This is a genomic window from Acinetobacter sp. V102_4 (assembly GCF_031799005.1).
Classification (GTDB): domain Bacteria; phylum Pseudomonadota; class Gammaproteobacteria; order Pseudomonadales; family Moraxellaceae; genus Acinetobacter; species Acinetobacter calcoaceticus.
Map to the genome: position 1 here is coordinate 18,686 of NZ_JAVQNR010000028.1, position 16,204 is coordinate 34,889.

A 16,204-nucleotide genomic window follows, 5' to 3' on the forward strand; every position below is an offset into this window, starting at 1 on the left:
CAATCTTTTAATAGTTCAGTCTTCATCATTTGCATTATGCAAGAAGACGAGTACGCATTTTTTCAAGCTTGTTAAGCGCAGAATCATCTATCACTTGATCGCCTGCACGAATTACAACACCTGCAATAAGCTCAGGTTTAACTTCAACTGAAACAGTTACAGTACTGTTAAAACGCTTTTCTAAAGCAGATTTCAACAATTGCTCTTGCTCAGCAGTTAATGGGAAAGCCGATTCAATCACGACATCCACATTGTTGTTATTCTGTGATTTAAGCTGTTCATATTCTGCTTCAATTTCAGGTAACAACATTAAACGATCGTTATCTGCAAGAAGTGTCAAAAAGTTAGACACTGCTTGAGACTGATCTTCACCTAAAACTTTAGCAAAAAGCTTCACTTGCTCCACAGGAGTAAGTTCAGGGCGATTTAAATAAGCGGAAAATGCTTCGTCTTGCACCGCAGCACTGAGCACTTGTAACGCATTCGACCAATTGTCTGTTGCACCTTGCTCAGAAGCATAAGCAAATGCTGCTTTGGCATACGGACGTGCCAACGTCAAGAGTTCAGCCATGATTCGCCTCTCTTAAAGTTTAGCAGCCAGCTGAGACAGCATGGCATTATGAGCTTCTGCGTCAACTTGCTGGTTCAGGATTTTTTCTGCGCCAGTTACTGCCAAAGCAGCTACTTGTTGACGTAATTCTTCGCGAGCAGAATTGATTTCTTGATCAACAGCTTCTTTAGCCTGTTGACGAATACGCTCACCTTCAGCCGCAGCTTGAGTACGAGATTCTTCGATCAATTGTGCTGCACGACGGTTCGCTTGTTCGATCAATTGAGCCGCTTGTGCTTTAGCTGCATCAAGCTCTTGCTTTACTTGCGATTGTGCATCGGCAAGTTCAGCTTTCGCTTTTTCTGCTGCATTTAAGCCATCAGCAATTTTACGCTGACGCTCACTAATCGCATTGATTAGTGGTGGCCAAACAAACTTCATGCAGAATGCAACAAAGAATGCAAACGCAATCGCTTGACCAATCAATGTGAGGTTGATATTCATTGCAATTCCTCAAATAGTGGATTTAGGAATTAAGATGATTAACCTACAAATGGATTAGCGAAGATGAAGAACAAGCCAATACCAACACCGATCATAGGCACAGCATCAAGAAGACCCGCGATTAAGAACATACGAGTTTGAAGTTGTGGAGCCAATTCTGGTTGACGAGCAACAGCTTCTAGAAAGCGACCACCCAAAAGACCAAAACCAATCGCAGTACCTAAAGCACCGAAAGCGATCAAGATAGCAGATGCAATTGCAACTAGACCTAAAGTGAGTTCCATGAAAAATTCCTCAGAGGTTAGGTTATTACCAAATTAAATTAAAAAAATTCAGCCCAACCATCGTTTGATAGTTAGGCAATACCATTAATGTTTTTCGCTTGCCATGCTCAAGTAAACGATGGTAAGCATCATAAAGATGAATGCCTGCAACGTGATTACAAGAATGTGGAAGATCGCCCAAGGCACAGATAACGCCCATTGAATCCAGAACGGCAATAAAGCAATTAGGATAAAGATCAGCTCACCTGCATACATGTTACCGAATAGTCGGAGAGCTAATGAAATCGGACGAGCAAGGAATGTTACCAATTCCAAAATCAAGTTCACTGGAATAAGCAACGCTTTTGCAACTGGATTACTTGGGTTAAATGGGTTAAGTGCCAACTCGCCAACGAAACCACTAACACCCTTTTCGCGGATGCTGTAGAACAAGATAAGTACAAATACAGATAAAGACATACCTAAAGTAATGTTTGGATCTGTAGATGGAACGATCTTGAAGTAAACGTGGTGAGGGTTCATACCAAATACGTTTGCACCCACAAATGCTGCAACTTGAGGAATCCAGTCAACTGGGAACAAGTCCATTAAGTTCATGAGGAAAATCCACACGAAAATAGTTAATGCAAGCGGAGCGATTAAACGTGATTTGCCATGAAAGGTGTCACGGACACTTGAGTCAACAAACTCAATGATCATTTCAATTGCAGACTGGAATTTAGTTGGAACACCTGCATTTGCAGCTTTCGCAACCATCCAGAATAACAAACAGAAAATAACACCAAGGCCAATTGACCAACCCATTGAATCCAAGTGAATTGCAGTGAACCCCATCGAATGAGCTTCTTCAGCAGTCTCAGCCAATTTCCATGTACCGTCTGGCATTTTGCCATAGGTCATATTGGTCAAGTGATGCTTGATATACTCTGTCGAAGTGAGGGCATGTTCTTCAGCAGCCATAAATCACACCTGGTCAATGTCAATTACTAAAAAGAAGGGTTACGAACATCGGCGTACTGTCGATATCTCGCCACCCTCCAAAAAATCTTCAATTCTTCTTGTTTCTATACCCGTTTTTCTAGACGTGACACCCAAAATGGAGCGACCCACGACATTGCCTGAACGAGAATAAAACCAAACAGCAATGCTAACGGTGATAAAGGTTTAACATTGCTCAAAATCAAAATAAATCCAACGATCATGATTGCAAATTTGCCTAACATGCCCCTATACATGTTAGACAGCACTTGTTTTGATGCTCTCGCACCTGCTGTTCTGAAGGATTGCCACGAGAAATAACTCATAGCAAGCCAGCAAACCAGTGCACCAAGTGCCGCACTTAATGCTGCTGTCATGTCTTTTATGCTCCACGCCACGAGGGCGGAAACAGGGATCATACATGCTTGTAAGAAGACCAAAGCTTTTGCTAATCGTCGGTCAATCAAGCGACTAGTTCGGCTCATTATTTATCCACTCACAGCATAAATGCTTGACAAGTTTAGCTGATGATCGCTTTTAATCGCAGGCATTATAGAGTTACACCCCTGAACATGCAATCTTTTCCCGACTTTAGTCGGGGTTTTTCATGACCGGTGGTGCTGACGCTACAGTCAGCCTTTGTTTATTTTTTATCTTACTTTTGCGTACTTAATACACATTTATCTGTTTTTATAGCCAGTTTCTTCCATGCAGTGACGAAATCATCCTCGTTATTCATGCTCTCGTCTACTGGTTGAAAAGTAATGTTACCTAATTTTTGATACTGACTTTTAGTAGTAAAACTTTCTGCGAGCAAACACATCTGATTTTTTGGTCGATTATCATTAAGATACTTAATTTGAGCTGCTGTTGGTGCAACATGCGGATCATCCGTCAAAGCACCTGCGAACTTTAAGTTTAACGAGCGCTCTAAATATTGATAGGCATCATGATATGACCAATAGGGCTTACCATTACTTGTACTGTCGTAAACTTGTGCAGCCTGAAACATCTTACGGGCAAACATATTGGCATTATTCCAATATTTAGCCTTATTTTCAGGATGCTGCTGAGAACGTAAAGCAGCGATAAAGAAACCGATTCGAACTGCATTGTTTGGTTCTAACCACACATGGGTGTCTACTGTATTAGGTAAAGCCACGCCGCGTGTACTACGCAGGGGTAAAACAGAAACTATGCCACTATCTAATAAGGCAATCGCTTTTTTATTATTACCTAACAATTTATTTAGAGGGGCTTCATGAGCCTTACCTAACCAGATCACTAAAGATGCATCATTAATTGCTTTACGGTGAGCCGGAGTCAACTGTACGTCATGACCTGTCTGACCTTTAAGCAAAAGCTGAGGTTCTTCAACACCCTGAGTGATTTCTTTTGCAATCAGATAAATCGGGTGTGTAGAAACCACCAAACCCTGACTCCACCCTAACGTACTCAAAAGCGAGAACATACTGAAAACAAAAAAACGGAACATGCTAGACCATCAATTTAAATTAGCTCGAAGCATGTTATAATATAACAAAGTTACAAAAATACCTAAGATTAATCGAATGAAGCACCGCTTCATGCTAATATTCCGTTAAAAATTCGAGGTTATTTCTATGAGTTCCTGCTCGCATGAACATCATGATTCTTTGCATGGTGTGCATGATCACCATAATGTCGCAAACCGTTTAGCTGAAGCAGAAAATTTATGTTCTGCGACTGGCGCACGACTTACGCCTTTGCGCAAAGAAGTTTTGGAACTCATTTTAAATGCTTCGGGTCCAATGGGTGCATATGACTTACTCGCACGTATAAAAAGTCAAACTGATCGCCCGGCTGCTCCTCCAACTGTATATAGAACTTTAGATTTTTTATTAGAAAAAGGTTTGATCCATCGCCTAACTTCTATTAATGCCTATATTCCCTGTTGCCACCCTCGTGAAGGCCATCAAGCAGCATTCTTGATTTGTACCGAATGCCACATGGTTAAAGAAGCCTCTTCTCAAGGTTTAACTTACCAGCTGGACCAACTTGCAGCGTCAGATGAGTTCGTGGCTCAACACAGCATTATTGAAATTTCGGGGAAATGCCAACAGTGCCGCACAACTCCTTAAATCCTGTATTAATTCAGCTTGAGCAGGTTTCTGTTCATCGCGATAATCGGGATATTTTAAAAAAAGTTGATTTTGCTCTACATCAAAATGAAATTGTTTCTTTGATTGGTCCCAATGGTGCAGGTAAATCAACACTTATTAAAGTTCTACTCGGTATTCTCCAGCCGAGTAGTGGCCGAGTTATCCATCATAAAAAACTTAGAATGGCTTATGTGCCACAAAAGTTCAATCCTTCACATAGCTTACCTTTGCGCGTTCAGGATTTACTTGATTTAGAAAAATGCAATCCTGCCCTGCGTCAGGAAATTATTCAAGACACAGGCATTTCCAAGTTACAACAATCAAAAGTACAACAACTTTCTGGTGGAGAGCGCCAACGGGTACTACTAGCGCGTGCCTTACTTCGCCAGCCAGATATTTTAGTTCTTGATGAACCGATGCAAGGCTTAGATATTCAGTCTGAGGCTGAACTTTATGAGTATGTCCGCAGTTTGCCGGAACGATATAACTGTGCAATTTTAATTGTTTCCCATGACTTACAATGGGTGATGGAAGGAACACACCGCGTAGTGTGTTTAAATAAACATATTTGCTGTAGTGGACTACCCGAGAACATTCAACAACATCCTGAATATCAGGCAATATTTGGAACTCAACGGGTTTTCTATCAACATCATCATGATCACTGTGCTCACGGTGATGCTGCACACCCCTGCCCTCATAATGACCGCCCTCACATCCACCCAGAACCGGAAGCTTAAGCCATGATGGAATGGTTACAATTATTGTTACCCGCATGGATTATGGGAACCTTGCTGGTGTTTTTGACTGCACCTCTTGGTTGTCTAATGCTTTGGAGACGGATGTCTTTTTTCGCTGACACCATGGCACACGGCACCCTACTTGGGGTCGCTATCGCAGGTGCTTTAAGTCTCCCACTTTGGCTTGGTGTTGCAGGCACTGCCATTTTATTGGTCGCAATTTTATGGGCGCTACATGACAATCGCTTACCCAATGATGCTCTCTTAGCCTTATGTTCAGCGACATTACTGTGTAGTGGTTTATTGTTTATTCAACATGTTCCAAGTTTAAGACCTGAGCTTTTAAGTTACTTATTTGGTGATTTGCTGAGTATTGATTGGCCTGACTTACCTGTTTTCACTTTAGTTATTGCGATATCACTCGTAATTCTTTACCGCTTTTGGCAGCCGCAAATACAGTTTGCAATTGATCCAGACATTGCAGTCAGTGAAGGGGTAAATGCGAACTGGCAACGTCTTATTTTTATGCTTTTATTGGCTTTATTTACTGTCTTAGCTTTGCGTGCTGTAGGTTCTTTACTTATGGGTGCATTACTGGTAATACCTGCTTTAAGCGCTCGCTTACTGGCAAACTCACCAAAGCAAATGGTTATTTGGGCATTCGTGTTAGCCCAGCTTGGTGTGAGTGTCGGCCTATGGTCAAGCGCAGCACTGAATATCTCTACAGGCTTGAGTATTGTTTTATGTATGGCGTTAACTTTCGCTATTATTTTTATAACTCAAAAGCTAAAAAATCAAACACAGGCGGCCTGAATTAGGACGCCTGATGAACTGTACTTAATAATAAAGCCGCACAGCTAAACATAACAGCAAACCCCCTATTCAAATATTTTTGCTGTTTAGGGGAACGAAGTAATCTTAGAACCTTTGATGCCAGCCCTGTATATCCAGCCATGACAACCAAATCAATACTAATCATAGTCACAGCCATAATCAGGTACTGTATCCATTGAGGCTTACTCAAATCTAAAAACTGCGGCAGCACAGCTAATAGAAATACAATCGCTTTGGGATTACTAATATTGACCACAAAGCCATTTAGCAATAGCGCAAATACAGATTTATCTCTTTTTTCTTGTTGAATTTCTATATCTTTTATAGGTGCTGTCCACTGTAAATAAGCAAGATATAACAAGTAAATCACACCAAACCATTTCACAAACTGAAAAGCCAAAGGTGTCGTTGCAAATAAAACTCCAACACCCGCTGCCACCACCATAATTTGAAGGAGCAAAGCAATTTGTAAACCGATTGCATTCCAATAACCATGTCTAAAGCCATAGTTTAAACCACTCGACATTGAAGCAATTGCTCCCGCACCCGGTGAGATACTAATTACCCAACAGGCCAACATATAGGCAAACCAAACTTGCAAAGACATAATAAAAATAGAGAATAAAAGTGGAATTTACTGTTTTATAAAACTATCTTGATGAGAATTCAAACAATAAAATCAAGAAATAGACTACTAACAGCTCTGTGCATCAGGCACAATAATTAAAACTCATATCAAATTATAATCGAGGAGATTCCTTCCAATGAGTGCTCAATCTGTCATTTTGCCGTTGCCATCAGACCATGCACGCTTTATTGTTCTTCGCTTAAAAGACTTAACTATTGATGAATTAAAAAACCAACTTAATGCTTTATTTGAAGCACGTGACCGCCTTATTACCCAACATTCAGATGCTCAAATTAAAACAGCAGTCGCTTTTGGTCCTGAATTATGGGAACAGCTATATTCGCAACCCCCTGTAGGTTTTAAGCAACTTGCGCCTGAACAAGGTGCATTCAACATGCCCGCTGTACCAGCTGATGTTCTCATTCATATCGCCAGCATGCGCTCTGATATTTGTTTTGCATTAAGCCAAGCATTTTTTGAAGGTATTCAAGATAAAGTTGAGGTTCTTGATGAGCGTGTATGCTTCCGTTATTTCGATGGTCGAGATATGACCGGCTTCATAGACGGAACCGAAAACCCTCAATTTCCAGATGACCGAGCTGAGACAGCGCTCTTACCAGAAAGCGCTGGAGTATTTGCAGATGGCAGTTTCATTTTCGCGCAGCGCTATGCCCATGATTTAGAAAAGTGGAAAAAATTGAAAGTTGATGCGCAAGAAAATGTTATGGGGCGCACCAAACTTGAATCTATTGAATTAGATGATGGCGTTAAACCAGAAAACGCCCATGTTGCCCGTACTGTTGTTGAAGATGATGAAGGCGAAGAAATGGAAATTCTACGTCATAGCCTACCTTATGGAGATGGTAGAGGTGATCAAGGTCTATTTTTCATTGCCTACACGAAAGATCTCACTATTATTGATGCCATGTTAAAGCGTATGTTCGGTACAAGTGGAGATGGTATTCACGACCGTTTATTGCATTTCGTGACCCCACTTGATGGTGCTTATTACTTTGCACCTAGTGAAGAGTTGCTAGAAGAAATTCTAGAAGACTAAAATAAAAAGAGGAGCTTAAGCTCCTCTTTTTACATTCCCATTCCTAGAAAGGAATACGCTTATATTTACGGTATTCAGGTTTCCAGAACGAACGATCAATTTTCTGTTTCAACAAATCATCACTAATTGTTACAGCGACACCATCAGCCATAGCAGCTTTTGCAACTTCGAACGCAATAACTTTAGAAACTTGTTGAATCTCACCCAACGGCGGTAATAAATCAGCTTGTGGATCTTTAAGTAATGGAGAGCAATTTGCTAAAGCACTACTTGATGCCATTAACATATTTTCTGTAACACGCTTAGCACCCGATGCCACCACACCTAAACCAATGCCTGGGAAAATGTACGAGTTATTACACTGCGAAATATTGTAAAGTTTGCCGTGATGATTCACAGGAGCAAACGGACTACCTGTTGCGATTAATGCTTTACCTTCAGTCCACTCCACAATATCAGCAGGTACAGCTTCAACACGTGAAGTCGGATTAGATAATGGCATTACAATTGGTCGTTCACAATTTGCCGCCAAAGTCCTAATAATTTCTTCTGTGAACAAGCCCGGCTGACCAGAAACACCAATTAACACTGTAGGCTTAGCATTTTTAACAACATCGAGTAGTGAAATGACTTCTTCGATATTGCCCCACTGATCAACCACCTCAGCTTTTTGTGCTAACTTACGCTGAAAGTCTAGCAAGTTTGGTTGATTCTCAGTGATCAAACCAAAACGGTCTACCATATAAACGCGAGCACGCGCTTCTGCATCGGTTAAACCTTCTGCAATCATTTGTGCAACAATTTGTTCTGCAATACCACAACCTGCCGAACCAGCACCTAAGAAAGCAATTTTTTGATCTTTTAATTGCTTGCCGGCTGCACGACTCGCAGCAATCAAGCTACCTACAGATACCGCTGCTGTTCCTTGAATATCATCGTTAAAACAGCAAATTTTATCGCGATATTTTTCTAAAAGTGGCATCGCATTTTTTTGTGCAAAATCTTCAAACTGAATTAATGCTTTTGGCCAACGACGCTTCACAGCTTCAATCACCATATCTACAAATGCATAATATTCATCGCCACTAATACGTGGCTGACGCCAACCCATATAGATCGGATCATTTAACAATTGTGGATTATTCGTACCAACATCAATTGTGATTGGCAATGTATAGGCTGGGCTAATACCACCACAAGCCGTATAGAGTGAAAGTTTCCCAATCGGGATTCCCATTCCACCAATACCTTGATCACCAAGACCTAAAATACGTTCACCATCTGTAATGACGATAACTTTTACATTGTTTTTATTTACGTTTTGCAAAATATCATCAATCACATCACGATCTGGATATGAAATGAAGATACCGCGGTGACGACGATAGATATCAGAGAAACGCTGACATGCCTCACCTACGGTTGGGGTGTAAATAATCGGCATCATTTCTTCGAGATGATTTTCAATTAAATGATAGAACAAGGTTTCGTTGGTATCTTGGATATTACGCAAATAGATATGTCGATTGATATCATCAGTGAAAGCGCAATATTGCTGATAAGAGCGCTGGCTTTGCTCTTCAATAGTTTCAATAATATGGGGGAGTAAACCGTGTAAGTTAAAGTTACTTCTTTCTTCTTCAGTGAAAGCCGAACCTTTATTTAAAAGTGGTAACTCTAAAAGTGTAAAACCTGCATATGGGATATAAAGGGGATGTTTACTTGGGTGTCCTGATATCATTGCCTATCTCATTTTCCAGCTTAGAGTAGAGAAAAACACGTTTTGTATGGTCTCTAAAACTCTTTGTGCGTATAAGCTTAAGCCTAATTCGTTCAAAATAGGTATTTTAAACTGTGATGTTAAAATTAAAGACTATTTAGTTAAAACATATATAAAAATAAACAATAAATATCAATATCTTAATAATTTTATATTTTTAAAAAATCTTTTATTTATCTAATTTCAAAAGCTTTTAATATATATTTTTACTTACATAGCCATTTTTATAAGAAATAATGGTGAGATTAAAAGCTAATCTACTTTTTAAAACTTCTTAGAAGGCTTGTATTTGTTTGTTTTTAGAATAGTGAAGTGATTTACCCTGCAATATTCATTTAAAAAATAATCCTCAGTAAATTGCACAAAAAGAATTACTGGAATATTAAATCCACTCCCCTAACTCATAGGAAATTTGCTATATTTGACGTTTTTCTGCGACATCTATTTTCGATTGATATGAATACGGCAATACAAGCAGCTCTCGACCATGCAGTGCAAACTCTTCAACAAGAAGGGGTGCTTCCTTCCGACTGGAATAACACAAGCAACTTAACACGCACCAAAGACCGAAGCCATGGCGACTTTGCTTCTAATATTGCCATGATCGGCTCGAAAGCTGCTGGTATGAAACCACGTGATTTAGCTGAGAAAGTTCTAGCTGCATTACCAGAAGTTGCAGATATCAGCAAAGCTGAAATCGCAGGACCTGGTTTTATTAACTTCTTTTTAAATGCAGATCAGCGCTTTGCTATTCTTGACCAGATTCAAGCACAAAAAGAATTTTTTGGTCGTAGTCAGGCAAATGCAGCGAAAAAGATCCAAGTCGAATTCGTTTCTGCAAACCCAACGTCTAGTCTACATGTAGGACATGGCCGTGGTGCTGCATATGGTATGACTGTTGCCAAATTACTTGAAGCAACTGGTGCTAAAGTTGACCGCGAATACTATGTGAATGATGCTGGCCGTCAAATGGATATTTTGGCGACTTCTACTTATTTACGTTATTTAGAATTACTAGGTCAAAACCTTGTATTTCCAAAAAATGCTTATCAAGGCGATTACGTTAAAGAAATAGCACAGACTATTATTGATAAAGATGGCGATGCATATCTTCGTGAAGTGGCTGATGTCTATAAAGATGTGCCAGAAGACGTGCAATATGCAGAAGAACTAGATAGCGACGGCAATAAAGTCGTTTTATCTGGCGACAAAGAAAAACATATTGATGGTCTTATTGCCAACTCTCAACAATTACTAGGTGAAGGCTACCGCGTATTCCATCAAGCTGCTCTTCATGCCATTTTAGATGATATTAAAGATGACCTTGCTGACTTTGGTGTAACGTTCAACCAATGGTTTAGTGAAGCATCTCTTAGTGCAAAAATTGACGAAGCTTTAGAAACACTTGATCAACGTGGCTTCCTTTATGAAAAAGATGGCAACATCTGGTTTAAATCGACTGAATTTGGCGATGAAAAAGACCGTGTTGTTAAACGTCGTAACGGTCAAACCACCTACTTTGCATCAGACATTGCTTACCACTTAAATAAATTACAACGTGGTTATACCGACCTGATTGATATCTGGGGTTCTGATCACCACGGCTATATTTCTCGCGTAAAAGCGGCAATTGATGCAATGGGTTACGACTCTAAAAAATTGACTGTGCTTTTGGTTCAGTTTGTAAGTTTATGGCGTGGCGGAGAGATGGTTCAAATGTCATCTCGTTCAGGTCAGTTCGTGACTTTACGTGACTTGCGTAAAGAAGTGGGCAACGACGCAGCTCGTTTCTACTACGTGATGCGTAAGAGTGAACAACACATTGACTTCGATCTTGACCTTGCTGTGTCACAAAGTAAAGACAATGCTGTGTATTACATTCAATATGCACATGCACGTATTTGCCGTATGTTAGAAAAAGCGTTAAGCACAGGCTTACAATTCGATGTAAACGCTGCACGTACACATGCTACTCGCCTATCTCTTGATGCTGAAACTGAGATTCTTGCTAAACTGGCAGCTTATCCAGATGCAGTGTTGCGTGCTGCAAATGCGTATGAACCACATCAGGTGGGTAACTACTTAAAAGAATTAGCTGCCTTGTTCCACGCTTGGTACAATGAACATAAAGTATTAAGCGATGATGCTGAGCTTACACAAGCACGTTTATTGCTTTCAATCAATGTACAACAAGCATTGCATAATGGTTTAGAATTACTTGGTGTATCTGCACCAGAATCTATGTAAAAATTATATTGCATGGCATTGACATAAAGGTCATGCAACATATAGTAAGCAGTGGTTTGTAGAGTTAAAATAGCTTATACAAGCCACTGTTTTTAGCATCGTAATACGAGAATCAAACTCGAATTAAAACAATCAAAATACAGAGGAATAATCCACGTGTTTGGCAAAACGCAACGCGGTGTATCTGAAAGACCTAACAAGCCTAAAAAGCCCCTAATTCCCAAATGGTTAGGGACACTTGTCGCTATTTTGGCGGTCTTATGTATCGCTGTAATGCTTATGCTTTGGAAACCTTGGCAACCTGTTCCTGCAAAAAATCAGATTACCTCTGAACATTATCAAGAAGAAGATACCAATAAAGACTATCGTTTCTACGATTTATTACCCCAACAGCAAGTAACGCCTATTCCGGAACAAGCGATTCCTGAAAGCAAAAATCAAGGCACAGCCATGATTGTTGAGGCACCAAGTGCAACTCAACCAGCTGCTTCAGAAAGTGCAGGAATTGATACGAATCCATCAGTCACCGCTCCTCAGCAACCTACTTATATTTTACAGGTTCGCAGCTATAATGACCCAGATCAGGCTGATGCTCGCCGTGCAGAAATCATTTTAAATGGCTTATCTGCAGATGTAGTTAAGAGTACCGAAAATGGGCAAATATGGTACCGTGTTATTTCAGGACCTTATGACACTCAAGACGCTGCATTGGCTGCTCAACAGACTTTACAACACAGCGGCATTGACTCCATCGTGATCAAACGCAAGTAAAGTGAAAATAAAAAGGAACAAGTACTTGTTCCTTTTCTTTTAAATATCAGCACAATTCCTTTCATTAGAACCAATTCCCTTTTTTTTCGCTTTTTGAAACGCTATCCTTCGCCGAATACGATGTAAAAAAGCCTGAATATTAGGGTATTTCCCTTGCAAGCGTGATTGCAAAGCTTCTAGAGGGAAACTCATTTGAATATCTGCAAATGAAAAGTCGCCTGCAAAATATTCATGCTCTGCCAAATAGTTTTCTAAAAAACTAATATGATCTTTCATACGTGGGCGGACAAAATTTGCCTTCACCCCTTCCGTGATTTTTTTTGCTACTGGTTGAATTAACCACGGCACATGCTTATTTACACTATTCATGACCAAAGTCATGACTAAGAGTGGCATGAGTGAGCCTTCTGCATAGTGCATCCAATAAATATACTGCTGTAAATCTTGGGGCTGTGTAGGTTTAAATTGTTGATTCTGATCATAACGTTGCTGTAGATATTCCAAGATCACAGCAGATTCTGCGATGACTTGCTCATCATCTGTCAGAATTGGAGCCTTACCCAAAGGATGAATACATTTCAATGTTTCTGGAGCGGAATAGTTAGGTAGGCGCTGATAATAATGAATATCATAATCTAAGCCTAATTCTTCTAAAGCCCATAAAATTCGAAATGATCGCGAACATTCCAGGTGGTGTAAACTAATCATGTTATTGCCTGCTTTTATTTTTCTTTTTACATAAAAAACAGCATGTGAACATGCTGTTTTATTCCATTTGTGGGATGGATATAAAATCATCCACCTCCACAAAATAGCATTTTTACACTGTAACAAGCACAGTATGAATGTCTAAACTACGTAACAAAGTTTTAGTGACCGGAGTTTTACTGCATACCACTAAGATTTTTTGTTGGAGCTCTTCATCTGGTAAGTCTTTAAAAACAATACGACGTTCTATATGTTCTTCATGCTCTCTATTGGTATGAAAATCAATTTCAACTGAGAATTCACCAAAATCATAACCTTTATGCTTCGCATACATTCTTAAAGTGATGAGCGTGCAAGCTGCCAAACTTCCAGTAAGCAAATCATAAGGCGCTGGGCCTTGATCTTGCCCTTCTAGCTTTTCAGGCTCATCACAAAAATACTGATGGCGACCACTGGTAATTTCACCCTTCCATTGCTCAGCAAGGGGCTTTGCTTTACTACTTGCGATTACTGCTGTCATTTTGATGCTCTCATTTGATCTGGAAGAACAGGGGCTTCTAAGCGTGCACCAACATAATCTGGGATTTCACCAAAACGCGCATCATGATTAATCCATTGCTCACGGGCTTCTTTTAAATCATCCATTGTACGCGCAACAAAATTCCACCAGAGCAAAATCGGCGTTTCAAACGGTTCACCACCAATTAAAAGAACACGATTGCCTTTTTTTACTTCAATCTCAATTTCACTTAGTCCAGTATCCAAAACAACCATGTTATCAGCAGTTAACTCATGACCATTCACATGGGCAATACCTTCTAATGCCATAAAACCATATTCATAATTAGGATTTAATGGAATACGGGTTTTCGTATCTTCGGTAGCAATTAAATCGACACCCACTAAAGGCGTATGTACCACTACTGGAGAAGTAGTTGCCAGATATTCGCCCACAAGAACAGTAAATTCTAGACCGTCCTTTTCAACAACCGGCAACTCAGGATAATGTTCAAATTTCGGATCCATATCGCGCTTATGATCAGGCAAAGCAATCCAGAGCTGAGCAGCGTGCATTTGAGTTTCAGTATCAGGCGCAACTTCTGTATGCGAAATTCCGCGACCTGCTGTCATCAAGTTAACTTGTTTAGGGCGAATCAGTTGTTTTGAACCTAAACTATCGGTATGCATCATGGTCCCTTCAATCATCCAAGTGAAGGTTTGCAAACCAATATGAGGATGAGGGCCAACATCTAAACCATCTCCTGCAGGAAAAGACACTGGGCCTGCATGATCTAGAAAACACCACGCACCAATCATTCGCTTTTGTCGGCTAGGTAAAGCCCGCTTAATCACTGTCCCCTGTCCAATTTCAGCAGAGCGAATTGGAAATTCCTGAATAAACTGATTGGCAAATTTTTCGCAATCGTTTGAATCAGAAATATCGTAATCATTATTATTGCTCATGATATTACTCTCTTTTACCTATGCTTTTGCAATGAGTTGTTATAGTGATCTTAACAATACACTCATTATTCAATATAGTCTTTTAGTAATACACAGGGTGTTATGAATGAGACAATCCATTTTTAATTATAGAAAAATTAAAGCTGCATGATGCAGCTTACGATGATTGTGTTTTAACGAGTTGTTTTAGATTTTTCATGAACAATCCAAATTGTGGGAAAAACTCTTGAAATAGAGGGTGGTCTCGATTTTCCAACATAACTTCACTAAAAAGTTTTAGCCCAACACCAAAAGATTTTGTAGTTTCATCATCAAAAAAATCTGCTTTTTTTAAGCGCTCAACAATTTCAAAGATATCATCATGATTACCCGTATAGAACTCAAGACGCTCAGTATATGTAGAGGTCTCTCCTTTTGCATTCTTTAGATGTTGTACAGTGACATGATATTGATGTTGTTTCATATATAAATTCTCTATTAAAAATTTAATGACTTTGGATGATTTCGACCTGTTTAAGATCGATTTGAAATTGTGTAAATACTGACTGTAAAGATGCTAAAAATTGCTCTTGTTTAGCGGCTGTTAGATCTGTACAGCGAATTTGCAATAATTGATTATTCTCGACTGTTGTTAAGTTAAATTTAGCTTCATCTCGTTGTGGCTGACGATTTGAAATTAAACCCGCTCCCGCTAAGTCGTTCACTACCCGATAAACTGTGGCTAAGCTTAATTTCTGTTTTTGAGCATATAACTTTTGGTAAATCTGTTTGACAGTTAGATCTTCTGCTTGCTGTTGAATTAAAGACAAAACAGCAAGTCTTGGATGAGTGACTTTTAGGCCCGTTTCTTTGATTTTATGCTGTAGCTCTAACATTTCTATTTCCAACTTATAATCGCCCAATCGAAACCGCAGCTTGATCAATTTTTTCAGCAATTTGATAAATCTGCTCTTGCTGTAAGCTCGCCGAGTTCAACTTCAAACGTAAGGCTGTTTTTAGGTTTTCCATCGCACGGTGAATTTCAATTAATTCATCATTACTGTGAATTTCACGTCTAAGTCGTAATTTTTCTAATAGCTCAATCAGCTTGTCTTGTTGTTCGGTTAAGTAAGCTTTACCCAATTCTGTGATTTGATACTGCTTACGTTCCACGTCTAACAAACTAATGAAATTCATTTCTTCCAGACTAGTTAAAGTTGGGTAAATGGTACCTGCACTTGGTGTATAGCCGTCGCCCACCAAATCACTTATTTCTTTAATAATTTCATAGCCATGCTTTGGGCTTTGCTGAATGAGATGAAGTACTAAAAGTTTCATTCTACCCGCTTCAAAAAGCCTCCCACGACGCCCTGAACGGTGGTGGCCACGATGATGTTCGTGGTGTTCATCATGATGATGTTCTGATTGCTGTTTCATCTTTTAAAAACCTAAAAATGATTAATTTATAGTTATTAAGATATATCTTAATATATCTTTTATCAAGTGTAAGTAATAAAAAAGAGCAAATCGGCTGCTCTT

General features: G+C 39.6%; 20 protein-coding genes. 6 read left to right on the plus strand and 14 right to left on the minus strand.

The window, feature by feature from the left end; all coding sequences use genetic code 11:
• Positions 1 to 34: 34 nt before the first annotated feature.
• From RMB13_RS00740 to RMB13_RS00765, 6 genes are all read right to left on the minus strand, one after another.
• Positions 35 to 571 carry a F0F1 ATP synthase subunit delta gene (locus tag RMB13_RS00740; RefSeq protein WP_003655534.1) on the minus strand — a complete coding sequence of 179 codons (537 nt, stop codon included), beginning with the start codon at positions 569 to 571 and terminating at the stop codon, positions 35 to 37.
• A gap of 12 nt (positions 572 to 583) precedes the next feature.
• Positions 584 to 1,054 (minus strand): F0F1 ATP synthase subunit B, encoded by a 471-nt coding sequence (locus RMB13_RS00745; protein WP_003655537.1) that lies wholly within the window; start codon positions 1,052 to 1,054, stop codon positions 584 to 586.
• Between the two features lie 38 nt (positions 1,055 to 1,092).
• Complete coding sequence (gene atpE, locus RMB13_RS00750) at positions 1,093 to 1,338, minus strand: F0F1 ATP synthase subunit C (RefSeq protein ID WP_000424060.1); 246 nt, start codon at positions 1,336 to 1,338, stop codon at positions 1,093 to 1,095.
• Between the two features lie 84 nt (positions 1,339 to 1,422).
• Positions 1,423 to 2,298: a F0F1 ATP synthase subunit A gene (atpB, locus tag RMB13_RS00755; RefSeq protein ID WP_005037450.1), complete on the minus strand. Its 876-nt coding sequence runs from the start codon at positions 2,296 to 2,298 to the stop codon at positions 1,423 to 1,425.
• Between the two features lie 104 nt (positions 2,299 to 2,402).
• Positions 2,403 to 2,801: an ATP synthase subunit I gene (locus tag RMB13_RS00760; protein ID WP_003655545.1), complete on the minus strand. Its 399-nt coding sequence runs from the start codon at positions 2,799 to 2,801 to the stop codon at positions 2,403 to 2,405.
• A 170-nt stretch (positions 2,802 to 2,971) separates the two neighbouring features.
• A complete protein-coding gene (locus RMB13_RS00765; protein ID WP_005037453.1) occupies positions 2,972 to 3,811 on the minus strand; it encodes a metal ABC transporter solute-binding protein, Zn/Mn family in 840 nt (279 codons plus the stop codon).
• Positions 3,812 to 3,938: 127 nt separating this feature from the next.
• Here RMB13_RS00765 and RMB13_RS00770 point away from each other — a divergent pair, with 127 nt between their 5' ends.
• From RMB13_RS00770 to znuB, 3 genes are read left to right on the plus strand one after another with little or no spacing between them, the layout of a single operon-like run.
• Entirely contained in the window at positions 3,939 to 4,436 is a 498-nt protein-coding gene (locus RMB13_RS00770) for a transcriptional repressor (RefSeq protein ID WP_311084131.1), read from the plus strand.
• Positions 4,409 to 5,197, plus strand: coding sequence for a zinc ABC transporter ATP-binding protein ZnuC (gene znuC / locus RMB13_RS00775; RefSeq protein WP_311084132.1), 789 nt, complete (start codon positions 4,409 to 4,411; stop codon positions 5,195 to 5,197). Before RMB13_RS00770 ends, znuC begins: the two co-directional genes overlap by 28 nt.
• Positions 5,198 to 5,200: 3 nt before the next feature.
• Entirely contained in the window at positions 5,201 to 6,010 is an 810-nt protein-coding gene (gene znuB / locus RMB13_RS00780; RefSeq protein ID WP_026057177.1) for a zinc ABC transporter permease subunit ZnuB, read from the plus strand.
• Position 6,011: 1 nt separating this feature from the next.
• On the opposite strand, the gene RMB13_RS00785 is transcribed toward znuB, so the two are convergent.
• Positions 6,012 to 6,638, minus strand: a complete 627-nt coding sequence (locus RMB13_RS00785; RefSeq protein ID WP_005037459.1) for a LysE family transporter — start codon at positions 6,636 to 6,638, stop codon at positions 6,012 to 6,014.
• Positions 6,639 to 6,795: 157 nt separating this feature from the next.
• Between RMB13_RS00785 and RMB13_RS00790 the strand changes: the two genes are divergently transcribed.
• Entirely contained in the window at positions 6,796 to 7,716 is a 921-nt protein-coding gene (locus RMB13_RS00790; RefSeq protein ID WP_311084133.1) for a Dyp-type peroxidase, read from the plus strand.
• A gap of 43 nt (positions 7,717 to 7,759) precedes the next feature.
• Here RMB13_RS00790 and RMB13_RS00795 read toward each other — a convergent pair whose 3' ends face one another.
• Positions 7,760 to 9,457, minus strand: coding sequence for an NAD-dependent malic enzyme (locus RMB13_RS00795; RefSeq protein WP_311084134.1), 1,698 nt, complete (start codon positions 9,455 to 9,457; stop codon positions 7,760 to 7,762).
• Between the two features lie 495 nt (positions 9,458 to 9,952).
• On the opposite strand from RMB13_RS00795, the gene argS reads away from it, so the two are divergent.
• Both argS and RMB13_RS00805 read left to right on the plus strand, forming a co-directional pair.
• Positions 9,953 to 11,743 carry an arginine--tRNA ligase gene (gene argS, locus RMB13_RS00800; RefSeq protein WP_311084135.1) on the plus strand — a complete coding sequence of 597 codons (1,791 nt, stop codon included), beginning with the start codon at positions 9,953 to 9,955 and terminating at the stop codon, positions 11,741 to 11,743.
• Positions 11,744 to 11,899: 156 nt separating this feature from the next.
• Positions 11,900 to 12,514 (plus strand): SPOR domain-containing protein, encoded by a 615-nt coding sequence (locus RMB13_RS00805; protein WP_311084136.1) that lies wholly within the window; start codon positions 11,900 to 11,902, stop codon positions 12,512 to 12,514.
• A 39-nt stretch (positions 12,515 to 12,553) separates the two neighbouring features.
• Here the strand turns inward: RMB13_RS00805 and RMB13_RS00810 are convergent, their stop codons facing one another.
• The 6 genes from RMB13_RS00810 to RMB13_RS00835 all read right to left on the minus strand — a co-directional run bounded on the left by RMB13_RS00810 (position 12,554) and on the right by RMB13_RS00835 (position 16,102).
• Entirely contained in the window at positions 12,554 to 13,222 is a 669-nt protein-coding gene (locus tag RMB13_RS00810) for a glutathione S-transferase (RefSeq protein WP_311084137.1), read from the minus strand.
• A gap of 112 nt (positions 13,223 to 13,334) precedes the next feature.
• Positions 13,335 to 13,742, minus strand: a complete 408-nt coding sequence (locus RMB13_RS00815; RefSeq protein WP_003655574.1) for an OsmC family protein — start codon at positions 13,740 to 13,742, stop codon at positions 13,335 to 13,337.
• On the minus strand, positions 13,739 to 14,686 hold the full coding sequence (locus tag RMB13_RS00820) for a pirin family protein (protein ID WP_005037471.1): 948 nt from the start codon (positions 14,684 to 14,686) through the stop codon (positions 13,739 to 13,741). The genes RMB13_RS00815 and RMB13_RS00820 overlap by 4 nt, the downstream gene beginning before the upstream one ends.
• A 157-nt stretch (positions 14,687 to 14,843) precedes the next feature.
• The gene (locus tag RMB13_RS00825; protein WP_311084138.1) at positions 14,844 to 15,149 is read right to left on the minus strand and encodes a DUF3861 domain-containing protein; all 306 of its coding nucleotides are present in this window, start codon (positions 15,147 to 15,149) and stop codon (positions 14,844 to 14,846) included.
• 22 nt (positions 15,150 to 15,171) lie between these two features.
• Positions 15,172 to 15,561: a transcriptional repressor gene (locus RMB13_RS00830; protein WP_311084139.1), complete on the minus strand. Its 390-nt coding sequence runs from the start codon at positions 15,559 to 15,561 to the stop codon at positions 15,172 to 15,174.
• A 13-nt stretch (positions 15,562 to 15,574) separates the two neighbouring features.
• Entirely contained in the window at positions 15,575 to 16,102 is a 528-nt protein-coding gene (locus RMB13_RS00835; protein WP_311084140.1) for a PadR family transcriptional regulator, read from the minus strand.
• Between the last annotated feature and the right edge of the window lie 102 nt (positions 16,103 to 16,204).

Bases quoted from the DNA above. Each gene is read 5' to 3' on its own strand.
- RMB13_RS00740 (WP_003655534.1), bottom strand. From the start codon at position 571: ATGGCTGAACTCTTGACGTTGGCACGTCCGTATGCCAAAGCAGCATTT.
- RMB13_RS00745 (WP_003655537.1), bottom strand. From the start codon at position 1,054: ATGAATATCAACCTCACATTGATTGGTCAAGCGATTGCGTTTGCATTC.
- atpE (WP_000424060.1), bottom strand. From the start codon at position 1,338: ATGGAACTCACTTTAGGTCTAGTTGCAATTGCATCTGCTATCTTGATC.
- atpB (WP_005037450.1), bottom strand. From the start codon at position 2,298: ATGGCTGCTGAAGAACATGCCCTCACTTCGACAGAGTATATCAAGCAT.
- RMB13_RS00760 (WP_003655545.1), bottom strand. From the start codon at position 2,801: ATGAGCCGAACTAGTCGCTTGATTGACCGACGATTAGCAAAAGCTTTG.
- RMB13_RS00765 (WP_005037453.1), bottom strand. From the start codon at position 3,811: ATGTTCCGTTTTTTTGTTTTCAGTATGTTCTCGCTTTTGAGTACGTTA.
- RMB13_RS00770 (WP_311084131.1), top strand. From the start codon at position 3,939: ATGAGTTCCTGCTCGCATGAACATCATGATTCTTTGCATGGTGTGCAT.
- znuC (WP_311084132.1), top strand. From the start codon at position 4,409: ATGCCAACAGTGCCGCACAACTCCTTAAATCCTGTATTAATTCAGCTT.
- znuB (WP_026057177.1), top strand. From the start codon at position 5,201: ATGATGGAATGGTTACAATTATTGTTACCCGCATGGATTATGGGAACC.
- RMB13_RS00785 (WP_005037459.1), bottom strand. From the start codon at position 6,638: ATGTCTTTGCAAGTTTGGTTTGCCTATATGTTGGCCTGTTGGGTAATT.
- RMB13_RS00790 (WP_311084133.1), top strand. From the start codon at position 6,796: ATGAGTGCTCAATCTGTCATTTTGCCGTTGCCATCAGACCATGCACGC.
- RMB13_RS00795 (WP_311084134.1), bottom strand. From the start codon at position 9,457: ATGATATCAGGACACCCAAGTAAACATCCCCTTTATATCCCATATGCA.
- argS (WP_311084135.1), top strand. From the start codon at position 9,953: ATGAATACGGCAATACAAGCAGCTCTCGACCATGCAGTGCAAACTCTT.
- RMB13_RS00810 (WP_311084137.1), bottom strand. From the start codon at position 13,222: ATGATTAGTTTACACCACCTGGAATGTTCGCGATCATTTCGAATTTTA.
- RMB13_RS00815 (WP_003655574.1), bottom strand. From the start codon at position 13,742: ATGACAGCAGTAATCGCAAGTAGTAAAGCAAAGCCCCTTGCTGAGCAA.
- RMB13_RS00820 (WP_005037471.1), bottom strand. From the start codon at position 14,686: ATGAGCAATAATAATGATTACGATATTTCTGATTCAAACGATTGCGAA.
- RMB13_RS00825 (WP_311084138.1), bottom strand. From the start codon at position 15,149: ATGAAACAACATCAATATCATGTCACTGTACAACATCTAAAGAATGCA.
- RMB13_RS00830 (WP_311084139.1), bottom strand. From the start codon at position 15,561: ATGTTAGAGCTACAGCATAAAATCAAAGAAACGGGCCTAAAAGTCACT.
- RMB13_RS00835 (WP_311084140.1), bottom strand. From the start codon at position 16,102: ATGAAACAGCAATCAGAACATCATCATGATGAACACCACGAACATCAT.